The following is a 20376-nucleotide window of genomic DNA, read 5'->3' as shown; positions in this document are numbered from 1 at the left end:
CACCTCCTCGACATATATTTCGTTCGACCGAACGAAAGGTTATCATGATGAAGGCTCTGGTCATAGGTTGCGGAATCGGCGGGCCCGCCATCGCCATGGCGCTGCGCGAGGTGGGCGTCGACGCCGAGATCTTCGAGGCTCGCAGCGAGACGGCCGAGGGCGTGGGCGCGTTCCTCAACATCGCCTCCAACGGCCTGGACGCGCTGCGGACGCTGGACGCGCACCGCGAGGTGATGCTCGCGGGCATCCCCACCCCGCACATGGTCATGTGGAGCGGCACCGGCAAGCGCCTGGGCGAGGTGGCCAACGGGATGGCGCTCGACGACGGCACGGTGAGCCACACCATCCTGCGCTCGGACCTCTACCGGATCGTGCGCGACGAGACCGTGCGGCGCGGGATCCCGATCTCGTACGGCAAGCGCCTGGTCTCCTTCGAGGACACCGGCGGCCAGGTGACGGCCCGCTTCGAGGACGGCACCGAGGCCACCGGCGACCTGCTCATCGCCGCCGACGGCGTGCGGTCGCGCACCCGCCGCCTGCTCGACCCGGACGCGCCCGCGCCCCGCTACGCGGGTCTCTACAGCGGCGGCGGGATCGTGCGCGACGGGGACTTCACCGGCGAGCCCGGCGTCTACCACATGGTCTTCGGCAAGCGGGCGTTCTTCGGCTACACGGTGGCCGAGTCCGGCGAGACCTGGTGGTTCGCCAACCTGCCGCGCGAGCTCGGTGACGTGCCCGGCGACTGGAAGCCCATCCTGGTCGAGGCGTTCGAGGACGACGCGAACTTCTCCGCCGAACTGATCCGCCGCGCCGAGGTCGGGCCGATGCTGCCGATCCACGACCTGCCGGCGTTGCCGACCTGGCACCGCGGCCGGGTCCTGCTGACCGGCGACGCCGCGCACGCCACCTCGCCCAGCTCCGGCCAGGGCGCCTCGCTGGCCATCGAGGACGCCGTGGTGCTGGCCAGGTGCCTTCGGGACACCGCCGGCCACGGTGAGGCGTTCCGGCTGTTCGAGAGCGAGCGGCGCGGCAGGGTCGAGCGGGTGGTGGCCTACGCCAGGACGATCAGCAACAGCAAGGCGGCGGGCCCGGTGGCCCGGGTCTTCCGCGACGCGCTGATGCCGTACTTCCTGAAGAGGACCGCCGGTCAGACGTCACTGGCCTGGATGTACCAGCACCATGTCAGCCTGTGAGACGGCCCGCTCGCTCGCGGGCAGCAGCGGCAGCCGCACGTCCGGGGTCGGGATCAGGCCCCGGGCGTGCAACACGCCCTTGATGACTGTCGGGTTCGGCTCGGCGAAGAGCGCGGCGGACAGCCGTGCCAGCCGGTGCCCCAGCGTCCTGGCCCTCACCACGTCGCCGGCGTGCCAGGCGTCCACGAGCTCGGCGAAGCGGTCCGTGGCCAGGTGCGCGGAGGCCAGGATGCCGCCGGAGGCGCCCAGCGCCAGCAGCGGCGAGACGAACGCGTCGTCCCCGCCGAGCACCTGGAAGCCGTCGGGCAGGTCGCCGAGCAGGTCCACGGCGTCCTGGTCGATCCCCCCGGCGGCGTACTTCACGCCCGCGACCATGGGGTGCGCGCCCACGTGGCGCAGGGTGGCGGCGCTCACCGCCTGCCCGGTCCTGTAGGGGATGTGATAGATCACCAGCGGCACCGGCGTCTCCTCCGCCAGCGCCTCGAAGTGCGCGACGACCCCGCGCTCACCCGGCCGCAGGAAGTACGGCACCGTCACCAGCGCGGCCGCGACCCCCTCGGGCAGCTCCTTCAGCGCCTCGGCGGCGCCCCTCGTGTCGTTCCCGGTGACGCCGACGGTCAGCGGCACGCCGCGCTCCCCGCAGACCCGCGCGCACACCTCGATCACCTGGCCGCGCTCGGCGGGGCTCAGCGCCGCGACCTCGGCGGTCGTGCCCAGCGCCACCAGCCCGGACGCGCCCTGGTCGAGCACGTGGCCGGCGAGCTTCTCGACCGCGTCCACGGCCACCTCGCCGGTCGAGGTGAACGGGGTGATCAGAGGTACATGGATTCCACTCAGCATGCTTCGAGCGTGCCGCCTGCGAACCCGTTAGGTCCAGCGACGATTTCTGCGGTCCAGCGTAAGCTTGTCTGATGCTGGACCCTCGAAAGCTCCACCTTCTCCGCGAACTGTCCCGGCGCGGCACCATCGCCGCCGTCGCCGAAGCCGTCACGTTCACCCCGTCGGCGGTCTCCCAGCAGCTCAGCGCCCTGGAGAAGGAGGCCGGCGTGCCGCTGCTCGAACGCACCGGCCGCACCGTCACGCTCACCCCGGCGGGATATCTGCTGGTCGAGCACGCGCAGGCGGTGCTGGAGGAGCTCGAACGCGCCGCCGCCGCGCTCGCCGCCGTCCGCGGCGGCCCCGCGGGCCCGCTGCGCATCGGCGCGTTCCCGACGGCGACGCGGGTGCTGCTCCCTCCCGCGCTCGCCGGCCTGACCGGCGCGCACCCCGGCCTGGTGCCGATGGTCTCCGAGATCGACCCCGCCGACGTCTCGGCCGCCCTGCGCGCGGGCGAGTTGGACGTCGCGCTGGTGCACGAGTACGACTTCGTGCCGCCGGTCACCGACCCGTCGCTGGAGACGGAGGCCCTCTTCAGCGAGCCGATGTACCTGACGAACCGGCCGGCCATCGCCGAGGCCGCCGGCGACCCGTGGATCGCCGGCAAGCCCGGCACCCTCTGCCACACCATGACGATCAGGGCATGTCAGGCAGCAGGCTTCGAACCGCTCGTCCGCCACCACGTCGACGACTTCGACACCGTGCTCGCCTTCGCCGCCGCCGGCCACGGGGTGGCACTCGTGCCGCAACTCGCCGCACTCGCGCCCCCACCCGGCGTCGGACTGACCCCGCTCCCGCTGAGCCGCCGCACGCTGGCGGCCTTCAGGCGAGGGTACGGAGACCATCCGGCGATCCGAGCGGCCGTGGCCGCCTTCCGGACGGCGATCGACCGTCTCCCTCTGTAGACCGGAAGGGCCGCGATCATCACGCTCTTCAGCGGGACAGCCCCAGCTCGCTCGCGCGCAGCCCGGCCTGGAAGCGGGAGTCGGCCTCCAGCGTGGCCATCAGCTCGGCCACGCGCCGCCGGTAGGTGCGCAGCGAGACGCCGAGCCGTCTGGCCGCGGATTCGTCGGTAAGTCCCGAACCCAGGGCTTCGAGGATCACGCGCCCTTCGGCATCGAGATGCGGGACGTCGCCGCGCAGGTAGGTGTCGAGATCGACGGCGCCGTCCCAGATCGCACAGAACAGCGAGTGGACGCCGTCGACCAGCGTCTGCGACGTCGTCACGGTGTAGTCGCGGCCGGCAGGGGTCTCTCGGCCGGCGAGAATCATCACCCGCCGGTCGATGACGATGGTCTCGTTGGGCAGCAGCGAGCCGCTGATCCGCACGAGAGCGCCCTTGCTCTGCAGCAGCCGCAGGTGCGCGCGGGCCTCCTCGTCGACCAGCGCGACCGGGCTGAGCAGCTTGCGAGCGGTGAAGTCCGGGGAATCGGCGGCGCGCATCCGGTTGCGGATCGCGGCCCTGGCCTCCGGCTGCGACCAGGTCCTGAGGTCCCGGGCGGCGCACAGGAACTCGGTCTGCACGGACTCGAAGAGATGACCGGCACGCGCGACCAACTCTGCGTCCCCTTGGACTGAAAAGACTTGTTCGCTCCGCATACCTCCAGTCTGGCAGCAAGCTGCCACGAGCTCGCGGGCCGTCGTGGCGGCGGACACCATGAGCCGCATGACGACCCCTACCTTCTCCCTCGGCGGAGACCTGACCATCAACCGGCTCGGCTTCGGCGCGATGCGCCTGGCGATGGGCACCTTCGACGGCCCGGCGCGAGCCCCCGAGAACGGCATCGCGGTGCTCCGGCGCGCCGTGGAACTGGGCGTGAACCACATCGACACGGCCGGCTTCTACGGCAGGGGAACGGTGCTGGCCAACGAGCTGATCCGCACGGCGTTGACCCCCTACAGCGCCGACCTGGTGATCGCGACGAAGGTCGGGCCCCTGCGCGGACCGAACGGCATGCCGAGCGAGCAGGCGACGCCTGATCAGCTGCGCGGCCTGGTCGAGGCGGATCTGCGCTCCCTCGGGCTGGACCGGCTCGACCTGGTCTATCTGCGGGTCGGCGGGATGACCGGGCCGGGCGGCGAGTCGATCGCCGAACGGTTCGCGGTGCTGGCCGAACTCCGCGCGGAGGGGCTGATCAGGCACCTGGGCGTCAGTAACGTGGACAACGCCCAGCTCGCCGAGGCCCGGGCGATCGCGCCCGTCGCGGCGGTGCAGAACCAGCACAGCGAGGACATGGGGCTGCTGGCGGAGTGCGAGGAAGCGGGCATCGCGTACGTGCCCTACTTCCCGCTCGGCGGTGGCCGCAGCCCGCTCGACACCGAACGGCTCGGCACGGTCGCAGCACGCCTGGGCGCGACCACGGCGCAGGTCAGGATCGCCTCGCTGCTGGCGACCTCGTCGTCGGTGCTCGCGATTCCGGGCACCGGCTCGCTCGATCACCTGGAGGAGAACCTCGGGGCGAAGGACCTCGGTCTCAGCGACGAGGACCTGTCTGACCTGCGGGGCTGAGTGGTCTGGAGGCGCTGGTCCGTGACGGCGGTGTCGTCGGCCGTCAGCCGAGCAGCGCCTTGAACACGGCCGTGGTGCTGGGCTGGGTGGAGTCGTTGTAGTCGCCCGCCGTCAACGCCACCACCAGTTCCCGCGAGGGGACGAGGTAGAGCCGCTGCCCGCCGTTGCCGTGCGCGCCCACCTTGCGGACCTCGCCGGTGTCGACGTACCACTGATAGCCGTACGCGAAGTCGTCGCCGATCGGGACGCGCGGGCGCAGCACCTCGTCGAGCCAGTCCCCCGGCACGATCCCCCCGCCGCCGTCGAGCACCATCGTCCCGATCGTCGCCAGGTCGCGCGGCTTGAGCCGCAACCCCGCGGCCGCCAGGGCCATCCCGTCTCTCCCCGTCGTCCACTCGAACTCGCCGATCCCGAGCGGCTCGAACAGGGCGGCCCGCGCGTACTCAGCCAGCGGCCTCCCGGTGCCCTTGGCGATGATCCCGCCGATCAGCGCCGAGGCTCCGCCGCAGTAGGACCACCGCCTGCCCGCCTCCTCGACGATGGGCCGTTCGAGGACGTAGCGGTGCCGGTCCGGGGCCTCCTCCATGGCGATCTCGCTGTTGGCCGCGCTCGTGTAGGGCGCGCTCTCGTCCCATTCGAGGCCGAGGGTCATGGTCAGCGCGTGCTCGATGGTGAGGTGGGCGCGAGCCGGATCGGCGACCAGGTCCAGATATTCCGGGAACTGGCGGACCAGCCCCTCCCCCGGCTCCGGCACCAGCCCGTCCTTCAGCGCGATGCCGTACAGCAGCGCGACGACGCTCTTGCTGATGGACCGCACGTCGTGCAGCGTGCCGGCGTCGAACGTGACGTGCCCCAGCGAGTCCCCGAGCTTGTGGTCCTCGCCCGCGCCGTACCGCTCCAGCACCACCCGCCCGTGCTGGAGCACCACGAGCCCGTGCAGATTCGGCGCCTCTCCGGCGCGCAGGACGGCTTCGACGCGATCCGCCATTGTCATGATGACCTCCACCAGTCGGCACATGCAGGCATAAAGCCTCACACACAGCCCGGGTCAAGCCCATCCGTCGTAAGTTCCGCTCCTTTGGGTAGGTCGCTCTGAACGTGACCCGCTCCCCCCGGCGGCGAAACCTGAAGGTGTGTGACATGCACAAGCGCGATCCCATCCCCTTCGAGCTGTCCGTGACGGTGAGCGAGCCAACGCCCGGCGGCATCGAAGCCGCCGCCTACCCCGTGGCCGAACGCTTCTTCGGCGAAGGGGCGGAGCTGCACATCATCAGCGCCAAGGTGGAACCGGACCCCGAAGCGCCGGGCAGCTTCCGCGCCACCATCCTCTTCCGCCAGGTGACGACCTAGGCGTAGACCCGTGCCCCCATGATCTCGGCGCCCACGACGGCACCCGAGGCCTGAGAGGCGCCTCAGGATCTCTCAGCAACCGCACAGCCCTCATGACACAGGCTTGATCGTATGGACGAACTCCTGAGATCCCCCGCCATCGCCCAGGGCCTACGCAAGGTCGAGGCCAGGATTCACCGGCTGAGCGGTTCCTCCGTGCTCCCCGGCATCAACGCGGGGATCGGGCGGATCGTCGGCGCCGGCGGGAAGCGCCTGCGTCCGGCGTTGACCCTGGCCACCTCCCTGGCCCTGGGCAAGCAGCCGGACCGCCGCGTGATCACGGCGGCGGCGTGCGTGGAGCTCATCCACACCGGCTCCCTGGTGCATGACGATCTCATGGACAGGGCCGTGGAACGGCGCGGCACCCGTACGCTCAACGCCGATCTCGGTGACGGCAAGGCGCTGGTCATCGGGGACTTCATGCTGGCCAAGGCCGGGCTGGCCGCGATCACGTCGGTGTCCAAGCCGGTGGCCGAGGTGCTTGCCGCGGTGGTGGTGGAGCTGGCCGAGGGCCAGTATCTGGAGACCACCGACCTGTTCGACGAGAGGCGGACGGTGGACAGCGCGATCAGGTCGATCACCGGCAAGACCGCCGCCCTGTTCCGCGCGAGCTGCCTGGTGGGCGCCGTGTGCGCGTACGCCTCGCCGGAGGAGCGGGCCCGGATGGCGGCGTACGGGGAGAAGTTCGGCCTGATCTTCCAGGTCCTCGACGACCTGCTCGATCTGACCGCGTCCGCCGAGCAGCTCGGCAAGCCCGCGGGCAACGACCTGCGCCAGGGCGTCTACAGCCTGCCGTTGCTCCTGGCCGGCGCCGAGGTGACCCACCTGCTGGGCAGGGACATGACCGATGCCGCGGTGGAGGAGGTCCTGCGCAGGTTGCGGGCGAGCGACATGGTGGACGCCACGATCGACCACTGCACGGGGCTGGCCGCCGACGCGCTGGCCGCGCTGCCGGTGATCCACGACGGTGAGCTCGCCGGCCTGCTGTACGGCCTGCCGAGCGCGTACATCGAGCAGGTGGCGGGGCTGGCCAGGTTGACGGCGGCGGGCTGACCCGGCGAACGGGTCACGGGGTCTTGCCCGGCGTGACCGCCGAGAGGGGCGCGGCGATGTCCTCCAGCCCCCTCCGCTCGGCCTTGACGCCGAAGACCAACTCCACGATGCCGGCGATGATCATCAGTATGGCGCCGATCACGAAGGCGAGGGCCGTGTCCCTGGGCACCCCGGTGGAGACCAGCTCGGCGAAGATCAGCGGACCGGCGATGCCGCCGGCGGCGGTGCCGATCGCGAAGAAGAACGCGATGGCCATCGCCCTGGTCTCCATGGGGAAGATCTCGCTCACCGTCAGGTAGGCCGAGCTGGCCCCCGCCGAGGCCACGAAGAGCACCACGGACCAGCAGGCCGTCAGCGTGACCGCGGTGAGCACGCCCTGGTTGAACAGCCAGGCCGTGCCGAGAAGCAGCAGCCCGGAGCCGACATAGGTGGCCGAGATCATCGGGATCCGGCCCACGGTGTCGAAGAGCCTGCCGAGCAGCAGCGGGCCGAGGAAGTTGCCGACCGCGATGACGGCGAAGTAGTAACCGGTGTAGGTGTCGATGCCGTAGAACGTCGACAGGATCTGCGCGTACCCGAACGTGATCGCGTTGTACAGGAACGCCTGGCCGATGAAGAGCGACAGGCCGAGCACGGTCCGCTTGGGATAGAGCGCCACCATGGTGTGCGCGATCCGGATGAACCCGATCGACTTGCGCTGGTGGATGGTCATGGACTGCTCGGGCTCCGGCAGGTCGCCGCCCACCTCGCGCTCGACGTCCTCGACGATCTTCTCCGCCTCGCGATCCCGTCCGTGGATGAACAGCCATCGCGGGCTCTCCGGCACATGCCTGCGCACCAGGAGGATCGCCAGGCCGAGCACCACGCCAAGGCCGAACGCCACGCGCCAGCCGATGTTGACGGGCAGGTTGTTCAGCAGCGGGACGGTCAGCAGTGCGCCGCCCGCCGCGCCGAGCCAGTAGCTGCCGTTGATGAGGATGTCGATCCTGCCGCGGTGCCTGCTGGGGATGAGCTCGTCGATGGCGGAGTTGATGGCCGCGTACTCCCCGCCGATGCCGAACCCGGTGAGGAACCTGAAGAGGAAGAACCACCACGCGCTGAAGGAGAACGCGGTCGCCAGCGTGGCCGCGAGATACACCAGCAACGTGATGATGAACAGCTTCTTCCTGCCGAACCTGTCGGTCAGCCAGCCGAAGAACAGCGCCCCCGAGCAGGCGCCGGCCACGTAGAGGGCCGCGGCGAGACCCGCCACCTGCGCCTGGGTGATCTCCAGGCCGCTGCCCGGCTTGGCGAGCTGGGCGGACAGGTTGCCCACGATGGTGACTTCGAGCCCGTCGAGAATCCAGACGGTGCCCAGCCCGATGACGATCATCCAGTGCCAGCGTGACCATGGCAACCGGTCAAGCCGGGCAGGCACCTTAGTGGTGACGGTGCCGGTCTCCACCTCGCTCATAAGGTCAACTCGATACCCCCTGGGCGAATGGCAAACCTGAAGAAAACAGGGTTATGGCTTGCGTGCTCGGAGCATCCAGGTCCTGAACCAGGGCCCGCCGTACCAGTAGCGCCACCCCAGGTCGCGCCTGTGGACGTCGACCACTCCGAGCGCGCGCAGCGTGTCCTCGTACGCGGGGATGTGGTGGAAGTCCGCGATCAGCAGCAGCCCGCCGGGGCGCAGCACCCGGTGGGCTTCGCGGATCGCGCGCTCGCGCCCCTCGGGGTCGGCGATGTCGTGCACGGCCAGGGCGGAGACCACCACGTCGTAGGACGCGTCGTCGAACGGCAGCTCCCGCATGTCCCCCGTGACCAGCTCGACGCGTTCGGAGACGCCTTCGGCCTCGGCGTTGGCGCGGGTGGCCGCCTGGCCGTTGCCGGATCGGCCCTTCGACCGCCACAGGTCGACGCCCGTGGCGCTGCCCCGGTCGAGCCGCCTGGCCGCGAGCAGCAGTACCGCGCCCCGGCCGCAGCCGAGGTCGAGGAGCTTCTCCTCGCCCGTCAACTCGGGCAGTTCCTCTGCCCAGACCGCGAACTTGCCCCGGCGCGTGGTGTAGAGATAGCTCGACGCGCTGGCGAGGGTGTAGAGGCCGCCGACGAGGAAGGCGATGGCAGCCGCCAGGATGTCGTTGGCGAGCGAGGCCGCCGTCAGCGCGAACAGCAGGACCGCGCCCAGCACAAGGCCGCCAAAGGCCCAAGGCGCATCTAACCCATACCTACCGCGTCGATTCAGCACATTCACGTTATAACTCAAGAATCTCTTGACCCGTTGTTGACCCGACACTTCCCTTGGGACGTGTCAATCATCCGCAACCTATGACTAACGTTGCAGAGAATGGCGGGCGATGGGGGTTTGACCAGGCATGACAGGAAAGGACCGCGACTTCGGGCTCGGGACGAGTCTCGCGCTCACGGCCGGATCGGCCTTGCTCTGGGGGGTCGCCCACCTGGCGGCACACCGCCACAGGACCGGCCTGCTGCTCATGTCGGCCCACGTGCTGCTGCTCGCCTTCATCCTCACGATGCTGACCGCGTTCAGCACCCGGTTGCTGTCGCTGGCCGTCCAGCCGCGCTGGATCACCGTGCTCGCCCTCGCGCTGGCCGCCCTGGCGGTCGCCTGGACCGCAGTGATCATCTGGTCCTACGTGCTGGTGCGGCCCACCGCCGCCGGCGCCCTCGGCCGGGCGCTCACCACCGGCCTGACCATCGCCCTGTGCGCGCTCATCCTGGCCCCGACCGCCTACGCCGCCAGGCTCGCCTACCTGTCGCGTGACATGGTGCACCACCTGTTCGCCGCCAACACCGGCCCGGTCATGTCCGAGGATCCGTGGAACGGCGCCCAGCGCGTCAACTTCCTGCTCGTCGGCGCGGACTCCGCCCCGAACCGGCCCGGGGTGCGCACCGACAGCATGACCGTGGCCAGCGTGGACACAGCGACCGGCGCGACCACCCTGTTCGGCCTGCCGCGCAACCTCGAAGACGTGCCAATGCCCAACGGCCCCGCCCGGTCCCGTTTCCCCAGCGGTTTCACCGGAGACGGCCCCACCACGCCCGGCCTGCTCAACGAGGTCTTCCAGTACGCCGAGGACCACCCGGAGACGGTCCCCGGCGTCGCCAGGGGCAAGCGCGGCCCGGCCCTGCTCAAGGAGACGGTCGGCGGCATCCTCGGCATCCCGGTGTCCTACTACGCCATGATCGACATGAAGGGCTTCGCCGAGATCATCGACGCCATGGGCGGGGTCCGGGTCACCGTCGACGAACCCATCGTGTACGGCAAGTACCGCGAAGGCCTGCTGCCCGCCGGCACGCGCAAGCTCAACGGCGAGGAAGCCCTCTGGTATGGCCGCTCCCGCACCGACAGCGACGACTACGTGCGCATGGGCCGCCAGAAGTGCCTGCTCAACGCCGTCGCCAAGCAGGCCGACCCGGTGACCGTGATCAACAGCTTCGAAGGCCTGGCCACGGCCACCAAGCGGGCCATCGCCACCGACGTCCCGCAGGACCTCCTGCCCGCCCTGGTCGAGCTGTCGCAGAAGGTCAAGGACACCCGCATCCGGAGCCTGAGCTTCGTCCCGCCGCTGATCAACACCGCCGCCCCGGACTGGCGTCTGATCCGGCAGAAGGTCTCGCAGGTCCTCTCGGAGCGCCCGACCCTCACGTCGCCGTCCACTCCGCAGGCCGCCCGCTCGACGACCAGCCCGGCGCAGAGCCCCGAGAAGCCGATCGCCCTCGACGCCGCCTGCCGCTAGCTCCTGAGACCTAGTAGTGCCTTTTCAGGTGGTCAGGGCGGTTGTTTGCAGCCGAGCGAAGCCCGCGCCCGGCCTTGGCCCGCTGCTCGGTGTGCGCCGGCGAGGTCGGTCCTGAAAGGGTGAATCCTTTCGCGGTGTGGGGGCCTCTTATGAGTAGACGGTTATGCCGGGGAGGAGATGCGGATGAGTGACGCCATGATGCCGACGGTGCGGCAGGCACTCTTCAGGACTTCGCGACGGCAAGGGCACGGACGTGGCTGACCCCGGCTGGGCGAGCACGCGGCTCATCGAGGCCGCACAGGCCGGCGATCGCGAGTCGATCACGGCGGTGGTCCACGGTGCCCATTCTCACGTGCGACGCTTCGCGGAGCATCTTTGCGCGTCCCCACAGGATGCCGAGGACGCCGCGCAGGAAGCGCTGATCATCCTCTATCGGAAGATCGGCTCACTGCGCGCCACCGGGGCGCTGGCATCGTGGATGTTCCGAATCGTCCGGAACGAATGCCTGCGCCGTGCCCGGCTTCTTGTCGACCGCTATGACGAGGTCGGTACCGGCCTGGCGACGTCGGCCGAGGACGAGGTCATCCGGCGTCTGGAAGCCGCGCTCGTCGCACAAGCGATCAGGGAACTGCCGGACGTTCAGCGCAGAGTACTGATCATGCGGGATGTATTGGGCTATCCGGGGCGGAGGGTCGCAGAGACGCTCGGCCTGAGCAACGCCGCGATGAAGTCCCAGCTGCACCGGGCCCGTAGCAGGGTCCGGCTCAGCCTGGACGGCAAGACCGACGCCCCTGGTGGCCCGCCCGACCGCGGAGCCGCCAGCGCCTGACCTGAGCAGACCGTATTCCCACAGCCCGAGTTCGAAGGAGAGTTCCGCCATGCTCGAAACCGGATCGCCCGCGCCCGACGTAGTGCTGGAAGACACCGACGGCAAGACCGTCCGCCTGTCCGACTACCAAGGCCACCATGCCGTGCTGATCTATTTCATGCGGGCGACGTCATGCCCGGTATGCAACAGGCACGTCCAGGACCTGGTCCGGCGCCGCGACGAGTTCGCGGCCGGCAACGTCCAGGTGCTCGTCGCGGTTCCCGAGGACCGCCAAGCAGCGGCCGCGTGGAAGGCCAAGCGCCAGATCCCGTTCCCCGTCCTCATCGGTCGCCACGCCACCCCGCACGAAGTGATCGGCCTGAGCAGAAAGGTCTTCGGCTCGCTGCAGCAGTCGGGCAGCATCCTGATTGACTCCCAGGGCATCGTCCGCCACGCTCACGGCGCCACGCTGCCCACCAGCAGCTACCACAGGAAGGAGATCACCGCCGCCGTCCAGGCCCTCGCACCTGTGGGTGATCCACTTTAGGGCGATCTTTCGAGGAACGGAGTTGCTCAGGCGGTGGGGTCGAAAAGCGTGGTGAGCGCGACGGCCTGGAGGCGTGCAGGTTGACGACGGCCTGGTCGGTACGCCCGGCCGGCAAACGGGCCCTAGACCCTCCGCAGCAGCAACGTCACGAAGCCCAGCCGGTCACGGTAGCCGTCGAGCCACATCTCACGGTGCGCGAGGGCCGCCGCCCTCGCGGCCTCACCGTCCTCGCCGGGGTTGCGCAGCGCCCAGTCGATGAGCGACCCGGTCCACGACCACTCGTAGTCGTCCCACTCGCCGAGCTCGCTGGTGTGGGCGTACACCGTGTGGAAGCCACTCGCCTCGGCCTCCGCCACGGTCCCTGACAGGTCTCGATAGGTCCCGATCTGATCTTCCAGCTCCGCGCCCGGCGGCCGCTCCCAGAACCCCTCACCCACCAGCGCCAGCCCACCCGGCACGACGAGATCCCCGATCGACTTCATCGTGGCGGCCAGCCCGCCGAAGGCGTGCGTCGCCCCCACGCAGAGCACGAGATCGTACGGTCCCGCCTGGTCGAACCCGCTCGCGGAGCCATGGTGCAACGTCAGCCTGTCGCCCACGCCCCGCAGAGCCGCTTCCTGGCGGGCGAAGGCGAAGCCCTGGTCGGAGATGTCCACCCCGACAGCCGTGGCGTCGCCGTACAGCTCCAGGAGCCGCAGGCTCCAGAACGCCGACCCGCACCCCAGGTCGAGCGCCCTTGCGCCGGCGGGGAGCCGGGCCCTGCGCAGCAGCCGGGAAAGGTTCTCCTCGCTGATCGGAGAGGCGATGGGATGATCGGCATGCGCGAGATTGCTCAAGATGTCCCTGTCCATATCCGGCACAGGCTACTGACGGCCGTCCCTGTCGTGTCCACTCGATTTCGCGCGTGCGGGATGCCATCACCGGTCTCATCAGTGGTAGTCGAGCGCCACGCGCGCCGCCCCACAGGGCGGTGAGCGTCCGCACGCCCTTCCGGAAGTGCCGATCGCGAACCAGTCGAGCCCGTCGATCCGCCCGCCGCTGACCACCTTGTGCACCAGGACGGCCATCGGCACGGCGCCTCCGGCCAGGAGCGCGACCCACTGGCCGGCACCGGCGGCGAGCAGCCCGTAGAACACCCCGACCGGCACGATCAGGAAGACCTCGACCATGATCGCCAGGAGGACCTGCCAGGACACCGTGCGTCGCGCTGACCGGGTCATGACGGCCATCGCTCTCACCCCCCCGCTCGTGCGGACCCTGTCGATCCGTCATCTGAACGCTACGGCGAGACCACGTACGGTCACATCCGCCCAGGGACCGAACCAGCGGCTACACCCTTGGGTTGACGCGCCCCCTACGAAGGACGCTCCGCCCTACGAGACCGTCTCGTCCAGATTGTCCGCGTAGTACTCGACGGCCCGCCGGTAACCTCCGACGTCGCCCGACTCGGCCAGCAGCTTGAGCAGCCCGGAGACCGCCTCGCGAGGCCGCCCCTGGTTGTAGAGCGCCATGGCCTGAAACGTCCGCAGTCCCGGATCGCCGGGAAACTCCTTGAGCGCCCGCTCGAACAGCTCCAGCGCCTCGACGAACCGTCCGAGCACCCGCAGCGTGCTGCCCAGCTTGGTGTAGGCGCCCAGCCGGTCCTCGGCACTCAGCCCGTCGCCGGCCAGCGCCCGCTCGTAGTGGGGAGCCGCCTCGGCTTCGAGACCGAGGGCGTCGTGCACCCACGCCGTCTGATAGGCGATCTCGGCGTCGCCGGGATGCCGCGCCGCCAGCTCCACCAGCAGCTCGCGAGCCTCCTCGCGCCTGCCTTCCTCACGCAGCAGGACGCCGCGCGCCAGCAACTCGTCCCTGGACCGGTCGCCAGGCCGCGCCACGTGGGCCGAATCCTCATCTCGCACGCGGCCAGTGTGGCATGATGGGCACCCGTGCAAGTGGAAACGGTTTTCATAATCAGCCCCAGGAGGATCACGTGAGGGTGGCGTTCGTCGGCAAGGGCGGCAGCGGCAAGACGACGATGTCGGCGCTGTTCGCGAGATATGTGGCGAGCCAGGGCGCGCCGGTGGTCGCCATCGACGCCGACATCAACCAGCACCTGGCCCTCGTCTTCGGTCTCGAGGACCCGCCCGAGCCGCTCGGCTCGCATCTCACCGAGATCAAGGACCACCTGCGCGGCGACAACCCGCGCATCCCCTCGGCCGACGCCATGGTCAAGACGACCCCGCCCGGCCGCGGCTCGCGACTGCTGTCCTTCGCGGACCTCGCCTCCTACGAGCACGCCGTCACCACCCCCGAGGGCATCAGGCTGATGGCCACCGGGCCCTTCAGCGACGACGACCTCGGCGTCGCCTGCTACCACTCCAAGGTCGGCGCGGTCGAGCTGCTGCTCAACCACCTGGTCGACGGCCAGGGCGAGTATGTGGTGGTCGACATGACGGCAGGCTCGGACTCCTTCGCCTCCGGCCTGTTCACCCGCTTCGACCTGACCTTCCTCGTCGCCGAGCCGACCAGGCAGGGCGTGGGCGTCTACCGGCAATACCGCGACTACGCCGCCGACTTCCAGGTGCCGCTCGCGGTCGTCGGCAACAAGGTGCACGGCCCTTCGGACGTGGACTTCCTGCGCGGCCACGTGGGCCGCGACCTGCTCACCTGGATGGAGCACTCCACCGCGGTCCGGGCCATGGAGCAGGGCCGCCCTCTCACCCTCGACGACCTGGAGCCCGGCAACTCCGACGCGCTGGCCGTGCTGCTCAAGCACGTCGACGAGCAGGTGAAGGACTGGGAGCGGTTCGGCCGCCAGACGGCGGAGTTCCACCTGCGCAACGCACACGCCTGGGCCAACTCCAAGACCGGCGTGGACCTCACCGCGCAGGTCGACCCGGAGTTCGTCTACGGCCCCTGACCACACGACTGTCTCCCTCCAGCCATCTGGAGGGTTCCGCGAAGCGCACCTAGCGTCGAGATCGATGTCTTTCGAAAGGAGACAGCATGTCGCTGACCGTTCCGAACGATCTGCTCGATCAGGCCCGAGCCGGGGAGGTGGACGACGCGGCGTTCGTCGCCTGCGTCCGAGACTCCCTGCCCTACGCCTGGTCGGTGATCAGCGAGCTGGTCGAGCAGCGTGACAAGACCGGAGCCGACTTCGCCGACAACCACGTGCCGCCGCCGGACGAGGAGGCCCGCGGGCAGCTCCTGCGCTGCCTGGCGAGCGACGCGATGCGCGGGTCCCTGGAGCGCCACTTCGGCGTCAAACTGGCCTTCCAGAACTGCCATCGGGTGGCGGTGTTCGATCCGGCGGCCGGCGAGTCCCTGCGCGAGTTCGTCACACCCCGCGCGCAGATTCTCAACCAGAAGCCCGAGCTGGTGGACTGCTGAGTCCACCGGCGAGGCCACCCGCCTCGATGGGCGGGTGGCCTCCAGGGGACGGCCGCGCTCACGGCGCGTTCCGGGTGTGAAGCAGTGGCAGCACCTCGGCGCCCAGCCGGCGAATGTTCTCCAGAGTGCGCTTGTGATCTCCGATGCCCTCCACCATGAGGATGAAATGGCGGATTCCCGTCGCCCGCGATGTCCGTACAAGAGTCCGGACGCAGTGTCCCGGTGAGCCGACCGGATGGATCCGGGTGAGGAAGTCCACGTAGGCGTGGATGTCCTTGGGAGCGCGCGGACGGTCGTCCACCGGGACGTAGCCGGCCAGGCCGGGCTCCAGCCAAGCGGGCATCGCCTGCTTGAGCTCCCGGACCGCCTGCGCGGTCGTGTCCGCCACATGCGCGATCGCCGCCGCGACGTGGCCGGGACCGGCCGCCCGGCGGCGGGAGGCGTAGGCCCCGACGGCGGCCGCCTTCTCCGCGTCGCCTATGTGCATGCCCAGCAGCATCGGCAGGCCGCGATCCGCCGCGAGCGCCGCAGTGGAGTCGGAGGTGCAGGCCACCACCGGGCGCATCCGGGCGGCGGGCACCAGGGCGGTCTCCCGGAACGTGAAGAAGTCGCCGCCGGCCGAGAACGGCTCCCCCGACAGCGCGGCGAGGAGCAGGTCGAGCGACTCGGGGAACCCCCGTTCGAATCGGGCCAGGCCGGTGCCGAAGACCTCCAGGTCCACCCATGGGCCGCCCCGGCCCACGCCCAGCGTGAAGCGCCCGCCGGACAGGTGGTGCAGCATGGCGGCCTGCTCGGCGAGCGCTACCGGGTGCTGCGTGGACAGCACGCTCACCGCCGTGCCCAGGTTGATGCGGGTGGTGCGGCCGATCGCCACCGCCGCCAGGGTCGTGGGTGAGGGGCAGACGCCGTAGGACATGAAGTGGTGCTCCGCTATCCAGGCGTCGTCGAATCCGGCCTGTTCGGCGGCCACGACCAGCTCGACCGCGTCCGCCAGGACCCGTCCGGGCTCCTGGCCGGGAAACCGGGCCGCGATCAGGAAGATGCCGATCCGCATCCCACCGATGATGGCCGAACGGCTCACGGGGTGTCAGCCGAAGAGGCTGACCTGCCCCTCGCCCGCCGCCGGGTCCCGGTGGTGCTTGAGGTGGCGCCAGCGCGGCAGGTCGTCGAGGTAGGACCAGGACAGGCGGTGGTGTGGTGTCGGGCCGAGTCGGGCCAGCGCCTCCTGGTGCTGTGGCGACGGGTAGCCGGCGTTCTCGGCGAAGCCGTAGTCGTCGAAGCCGATGGTGGCCATGTACGCGTCGCGCCGCTCCTTGGCGATCACCGAGGCGGCGGCGACCGAGATGCTGGCCGCGTCGCCCTTGACCTCCAGGCGCACGGGCCATGGCGGGCCGATGTAGTCGTGCTTGCCGTCGAGGATCAGCGCGTCCGGCCGGACCGGGAGCGCCTCCAGGGCCCGCCGGGCGGCCCTGCGCAGGGCCTGGGTCATGCCGAGCTCGTCGATCTCGGCATGACTGGCCTCGCCGAAGCCGATGCCCGCCGCCCAGGGCTCCAGCTCCACGGCCACCTTCGCCCGCTTGGCGGCGGACAGCTGCTTGGAGTCGGTGAGGCCGGCCGGAGGGTGCGACAGGTCGGTGACCACGGCGCACACGGTGACCGGCCCCGCCCACGCTCCCCGGCCCACCTCGTCGACGCCCGCGACCGTACGGACGCTGGGCTGGGCGAGCAGAAGGTGCTCGATGTCGTAGGTCGGCGCCATGAGAGCAGACGCTACTGCCTCAGCGCTCGGCCGGCCGTACCGGATCGAGATCCGCGGCGATGTAGCGGGCGGCCACGTGGATGGCCCGCAGCGTCACCGACACCGACGGGCGGTTGACGCTGGAGGCGCGGGCGACCGCGTGCACGTCGCGGCCCACCGGGTTGCCGGGGAACTGGCGCACCGACAGCCCGCGCACCCCTGCCGCCAGCGCCAGGGCGGGGACGGCGGCGATGCCGATGCCCTTGGCCACGAGCGAAAGGATCGTTCCAAGCCCTTCGAACTCCCACGGCACCGGCCTGGTGCCGCCCACGTCGACGAAGAGCCGGTCGACCGCCAGCCGCGACGGCTCGCCGTCCGGGGTGGCCATCCACGGCTCGTCGCGCAGCTCGCGCAGGTCCAGCGGCACCGCCGGGTCGGCCAGCCGGTGCTTGCGCGGCACCACGAGCACCAGCGGGTCGATCAGCAGCGGGAAGACCCGCAGATTCTCGCTGTCGCGGGCCTGGCCGTACCAGTCGTCGACGAGCGCGATGTCTACTTCGCCCGACTGCACCTCCCGCATCCCCCGCCCTGACCTGCTCTGACGCAGCCTGAGCGTGAGTTCGGTGTGACGGCGGAGCGAACGGGCGAGAGCAGGAGCGAATGCGACGGCCGCTGTGGGGAAGGCGGTTACCACGACACGTCCGGCGGGGCTGCCCGCGTGGGCCGACAGGTCCGACTCCGCCTCTTCCACCATCGAAAGGATGCGTTCCGCGTGTGCCACCAGCCTCCGGCCGGCGTCGGTCAGTTCGGCGCTGCGCGCGGTCCTGTCGATGAGGGCGGTGCCGGTCTCGCGCTCCAGCGCGGCGAGCTGCTGGGAGACCGCCGACGGGCTGTAGCCCATGGATTCGGCGGTCCCGGCGATGCTGCCCCGGCGGGCGAATTCGCAGATCAACGTCAAACGGCGCAAATCGAGCATCGGACTTCCTTATGCCTACCCACAAAAAGCCTCGCTTGTGCTGATGCCTTCATCCAACCACCCTGGGAACGTGACAAACATGACCGTGACCCTGTCCGCCACCCTGGCGGCCAACGAGGACATCGAGCGAAGACGGCGCGCTGGGGAACGCGTGCTGCACCTGGCCTTCGGTGAGGCAGGGCTGCCCGTCCACCCGGCGCTGCGCGACAAGCTGGTCGCCGCATCCGATCGCAACGGCTACGGGCCGGTCGCGGGGGTGGCCGAGCTCCGGAGCGCGGCGGCGGGCTACTGGACCCGACGAGGGCTCACCACCGACCCCGAACTGGTCGTCTGCGGGCCCGGCAGCAAGTCGCTGCTGTACGGCCTGCTGCTGGCGATCGGCGGCGACATCGTGCTGCCCATGCCCAGCTGGGTCAGCTACGCCGCGCAGGCCGACCTGGTCGGTTCACGCCCCATCCTGGTCCCCGCGCCGCTCGGGGAGGGCGGCGTGCCGGATCCGGATCTGGTGACCGCTGCCGTGCTGCGGGCGCGGGCCGAGGGCCGGACCGTCCGCTCGCTGCTTGTCACACTGCCGGACAACCCCACGGGACGGCTCGCGACGCCGCCGACCATCCGCCGCCTGGTGGAGGTCGCCCGCGAGCTCGACCTGTTCATCATCTCCGACGAGATCTACCGCGACCTGCTGCACGACCCCGCCCTGCCGTACACCTCCCCGGCCGACCTGGCTCCGGAGCGCACGGTCATCACCACCGGCCTGAGCAAGAGCCTGGCCCTGGGCGGCTGGCGGATCGGCGTGGCGCGGCTGCCCGAGGGCGTGCACGACCTGCGCAAGAGCCTGCTCGCGGTGGCCAGCGAGATCTGGTCGGCTCCGGTCGCCCCGGTGCAGCAGGCGGCGACGTACGCCTTCACGGATCCGCCTGAGCTGACCGAGCGGATCGCGCTGAGCAGGAGGCTGCACGGCACGCTCGCGCGCGCGGTCCGCGACAGGTTCGTCGCGATCGGCGCGGACGTCCCCGCTCCCCAGGGCGGCTTCTACCTCTACCCGGACCTGAGCCATCTGCGGCTCGGCGGCTCGGCCGACATCACCAGGATCCTGCTCGACGAGCACGGCATCGGGGTGCTGCCCGGCCACGCGTTCGGCGACGACCCCGCCGCCGCGCGCGTGCGGGTGGCGGTCAGCCTCCTGTACGGGGAGACGACCGACGAGCGGCTGGCCGCGTTGGACAGCCCGGATCCGCTCCAGCTCCCCTGGATCTCGGCCGCTCTCGACCACCTGACGATGGGGCTGAAGGAGCTGTCGCTGGTACGGCGCGGTCCGGTGCGTGAACGGCGTCCGGCGCTCGTGCCGACCCCATGTCACGGTTAGGCGAATCTTTGCCGGAGATCGTCCAGAATCACCCCTCTGACCTGCGAAGACACCGGGTTTGCCGGGGGTCGGCTGGGATGGCCGGAGCGCCGTGGTTCCGTGCGCTCCGGGCACCCTCCATCATGTGCACATGCCCGCTCTTGTCACCCTGTCCGGGCGCCTCGTGCGCCTGGAACCTCTCAGCCTCGCGGCGGTCGATGACCTGGTCGCCGCGGCGAGTGAAGACCGCTCCACCTATGGCTTCACTCGCGTCCCGCACAGCCGGGACGACATGGCCTCCTACGTGGAGGCCGCGCTGGCTGAGCAGGCGGAGGGCCGCACGATGCCCTTCGCCATCCGGTGGCTGCACACCGACCGCGTGGTCGGTGCCACCCGTTTCATGCACCTGGAGTACTGGCAGGGCCCCATGCCCTGGCCACCGGGCGCGCGTGGTGCGGTGGGCGAGGTCCCGTCCGTGGCCGACATCGGTTACACCTGGCTGGGCGCTTCCGCCCAGGGCACGGGTGCCAACCGGGAGAGCAAGTTCCTCCTGCTCTCGCACGCCTTCGAGACCTGGCAACTCCACCGCGTCACCCTCAAGGCCGACGTAAGGAATGTCCGATCCCGGGCCGCCATCGAGGCCCTCGGCGCACACTTCGACGGGGTGCGGCGAGCGGAAAGTCGGGGCGCCGACGATACGGTCCGAGATACGGCCTTCTACTCGATCCTGATCTCCGAATGGCCCGCCGTACGAGAACGGCTGCTCCATAGGCTCGGTCTGGTCGAGGCAGCGTAGAAACCATCCGCCGAAGGCCCCGCCCATTCCA

General features: G+C 70.3%; 23 protein-coding genes. 12 read left to right on the top strand and 11 right to left on the bottom strand.

Annotation, left to right across the window (positions count from 1 at the left end):
• Positions 1 to 47 precede the first annotated feature (47 nt).
• Positions 48 to 1193: an FAD-dependent oxidoreductase gene (locus V5E28_RS31875; RefSeq protein ID WP_336212446.1), complete on the top strand. Its 1146-nt coding sequence runs from the start codon at positions 48 to 50 to the stop codon at positions 1191 to 1193.
• Here the strand turns inward: V5E28_RS31875 and dapA are convergent.
• On the bottom strand, positions 1155 to 2033 hold the full coding sequence (gene dapA / locus V5E28_RS31870; protein ID WP_336212445.1) for a 4-hydroxy-tetrahydrodipicolinate synthase: 879 nt from the start codon (positions 2031 to 2033) through the stop codon (positions 1155 to 1157). The genes V5E28_RS31875 and dapA overlap by 39 nt on opposite strands.
• A gap of 71 nt (positions 2034 to 2104) precedes the next feature.
• Here dapA and V5E28_RS31865 point away from each other — a divergent pair, with 71 nt between their 5' ends.
• Positions 2105 to 2974, top strand: coding sequence for a LysR family transcriptional regulator (locus tag V5E28_RS31865; RefSeq protein ID WP_336212443.1), 870 nt, complete (start codon positions 2105 to 2107; stop codon positions 2972 to 2974).
• A 28-nt stretch (positions 2975 to 3002) separates the two neighbouring features.
• Here V5E28_RS31865 and V5E28_RS31860 read toward each other — a convergent pair whose 3' ends face one another.
• The gene (locus tag V5E28_RS31860) at positions 3003 to 3593 is read right to left on the bottom strand and encodes a helix-turn-helix transcriptional regulator (RefSeq protein WP_336212441.1); all 591 of its coding nucleotides are present in this window, start codon (positions 3591 to 3593) and stop codon (positions 3003 to 3005) included.
• Between the two features lie 142 nt (positions 3594 to 3735).
• Between V5E28_RS31860 and V5E28_RS31855 the strand changes: the two genes are divergently transcribed.
• Complete coding sequence (locus V5E28_RS31855) at positions 3736 to 4578, top strand: oxidoreductase (protein WP_336212440.1); 843 nt, start codon at positions 3736 to 3738, stop codon at positions 4576 to 4578.
• Between the two features lie 43 nt (positions 4579 to 4621).
• Here the strand turns inward: V5E28_RS31855 and V5E28_RS31850 are convergent, their stop codons facing one another.
• Positions 4622 to 5572, bottom strand: coding sequence for a serine hydrolase domain-containing protein (locus V5E28_RS31850; protein WP_336212438.1), 951 nt, complete (start codon positions 5570 to 5572; stop codon positions 4622 to 4624).
• 146 nt (positions 5573 to 5718) lie between these two features.
• On the opposite strand from V5E28_RS31850, the gene V5E28_RS31845 reads away from it, so the two are divergent.
• Both V5E28_RS31845 and V5E28_RS31840 read left to right on the top strand, forming a co-directional pair.
• Positions 5719 to 5928, top strand: coding sequence for a hypothetical protein (locus tag V5E28_RS31845; RefSeq protein ID WP_336212436.1), 210 nt, complete (start codon positions 5719 to 5721; stop codon positions 5926 to 5928).
• Positions 5929 to 6039: 111 nt separating this feature from the next.
• Positions 6040 to 7020 (top strand): polyprenyl synthetase family protein, encoded by a 981-nt coding sequence (locus tag V5E28_RS31840; RefSeq protein ID WP_336212435.1) that lies wholly within the window; start codon positions 6040 to 6042, stop codon positions 7018 to 7020.
• 13 nt (positions 7021 to 7033) lie between these two features.
• Here the strand turns inward: V5E28_RS31840 and V5E28_RS31835 are convergent, their stop codons facing one another.
• Positions 7034 to 8473 (bottom strand): MFS transporter, encoded by a 1440-nt coding sequence (locus tag V5E28_RS31835; RefSeq protein WP_336212433.1) that lies wholly within the window; start codon positions 8471 to 8473, stop codon positions 7034 to 7036.
• A 51-nt stretch (positions 8474 to 8524) separates the two neighbouring features.
• Positions 8525 to 9190 carry a class I SAM-dependent methyltransferase gene (locus tag V5E28_RS31830; protein WP_336212431.1) on the bottom strand — a complete coding sequence of 222 codons (666 nt, stop codon included), beginning with the start codon at positions 9188 to 9190 and terminating at the stop codon, positions 8525 to 8527.
• 184 nt (positions 9191 to 9374) lie between these two features.
• On the opposite strand from V5E28_RS31830, the gene V5E28_RS31825 reads away from it, so the two are divergent.
• From V5E28_RS31825 to V5E28_RS31815, 3 genes are all read left to right on the top strand, one after another.
• Positions 9375 to 10760, top strand: a complete 1386-nt coding sequence (locus V5E28_RS31825; protein ID WP_336212429.1) for an LCP family protein — start codon at positions 9375 to 9377, stop codon at positions 10758 to 10760.
• 253 nt (positions 10761 to 11013) lie between these two features.
• On the top strand, positions 11014 to 11589 hold the full coding sequence (locus V5E28_RS31820; RefSeq protein WP_336212428.1) for an RNA polymerase sigma factor: 576 nt from the start codon (positions 11014 to 11016) through the stop codon (positions 11587 to 11589).
• A gap of 49 nt (positions 11590 to 11638) precedes the next feature.
• Positions 11639 to 12115, top strand: a complete 477-nt coding sequence (locus V5E28_RS31815) for a peroxiredoxin family protein (RefSeq protein WP_336212427.1) — start codon at positions 11639 to 11641, stop codon at positions 12113 to 12115.
• 122 nt (positions 12116 to 12237) lie between these two features.
• Here V5E28_RS31815 and V5E28_RS31810 read toward each other — a convergent pair whose 3' ends face one another.
• The 3 genes from V5E28_RS31810 to V5E28_RS31800 all read right to left on the bottom strand — a co-directional run bounded on the left by V5E28_RS31810 (position 12238) and on the right by V5E28_RS31800 (position 14016).
• Complete coding sequence (locus V5E28_RS31810; protein WP_336212425.1) at positions 12238 to 12966, bottom strand: SAM-dependent methyltransferase; 729 nt, start codon at positions 12964 to 12966, stop codon at positions 12238 to 12240.
• Positions 12967 to 13044: 78 nt separating this feature from the next.
• On the bottom strand, positions 13045 to 13344 hold the full coding sequence (locus V5E28_RS31805; RefSeq protein WP_336212423.1) for a hypothetical protein: 300 nt from the start codon (positions 13342 to 13344) through the stop codon (positions 13045 to 13047).
• A 144-nt stretch (positions 13345 to 13488) separates the two neighbouring features.
• Positions 13489 to 14016, bottom strand: coding sequence for a tetratricopeptide repeat protein (locus V5E28_RS31800; RefSeq protein ID WP_336212422.1), 528 nt, complete (start codon positions 14014 to 14016; stop codon positions 13489 to 13491).
• Positions 14017 to 14087: 71 nt separating this feature from the next.
• Here V5E28_RS31800 and V5E28_RS31795 point away from each other — a divergent pair, with 71 nt between their 5' ends.
• Both V5E28_RS31795 and V5E28_RS31790 read left to right on the top strand, forming a co-directional pair.
• A complete protein-coding gene (locus V5E28_RS31795) occupies positions 14088 to 15017 on the top strand; it encodes an ATP-binding protein (protein WP_336212421.1) in 930 nt (309 codons plus the stop codon).
• A gap of 86 nt (positions 15018 to 15103) precedes the next feature.
• Positions 15104 to 15490, top strand: a complete 387-nt coding sequence (locus V5E28_RS31790) for an SCO5389 family protein (RefSeq protein ID WP_336212420.1) — start codon at positions 15104 to 15106, stop codon at positions 15488 to 15490.
• A 58-nt stretch (positions 15491 to 15548) separates the two neighbouring features.
• Here the strand turns inward: V5E28_RS31790 and V5E28_RS31785 are convergent, their stop codons facing one another.
• Genes V5E28_RS31785 through V5E28_RS31775 form a run of 3 tightly spaced genes read right to left on the bottom strand, consistent with a single transcriptional unit; the run spans position 15549 to position 18204 of the window.
• Positions 15549 to 16544 carry an LLM class flavin-dependent oxidoreductase gene (locus tag V5E28_RS31785; protein ID WP_336212418.1) on the bottom strand — a complete coding sequence of 332 codons (996 nt, stop codon included), beginning with the start codon at positions 16542 to 16544 and terminating at the stop codon, positions 15549 to 15551.
• Between the two features lie 33 nt (positions 16545 to 16577).
• A complete protein-coding gene (locus V5E28_RS31780; RefSeq protein WP_336212416.1) occupies positions 16578 to 17249 on the bottom strand; it encodes a ribonuclease HII in 672 nt (223 codons plus the stop codon).
• 19 nt (positions 17250 to 17268) lie between these two features.
• Positions 17269 to 18204: a LysR family transcriptional regulator gene (locus tag V5E28_RS31775; protein WP_336212414.1), complete on the bottom strand. Its 936-nt coding sequence runs from the start codon at positions 18202 to 18204 to the stop codon at positions 17269 to 17271.
• 79 nt (positions 18205 to 18283) lie between these two features.
• Between V5E28_RS31775 and V5E28_RS31770 the strand changes: the two genes are divergently transcribed.
• Both V5E28_RS31770 and V5E28_RS31765 read left to right on the top strand, forming a co-directional pair.
• Positions 18284 to 19570, top strand: coding sequence for a pyridoxal phosphate-dependent aminotransferase (locus tag V5E28_RS31770; RefSeq protein ID WP_336212630.1), 1287 nt, complete (start codon positions 18284 to 18286; stop codon positions 19568 to 19570).
• A 130-nt stretch (positions 19571 to 19700) separates the two neighbouring features.
• Positions 19701 to 20345 (top strand): GNAT family N-acetyltransferase, encoded by a 645-nt coding sequence (locus V5E28_RS31765; RefSeq protein WP_336212412.1) that lies wholly within the window; start codon positions 19701 to 19703, stop codon positions 20343 to 20345.
• The last annotated feature ends 31 nt before the right edge of the window (positions 20346 to 20376 follow it).

This window comes from Nonomuraea sp. LPB2021202275-12-8 (assembly GCF_037044575.1).
Classification (GTDB): Bacteria; Actinomycetota; Actinomycetes; order Streptosporangiales; family Streptosporangiaceae; genus Nonomuraea.
This window is presented reverse-complemented; position numbering and strand designations above follow the sequence as displayed.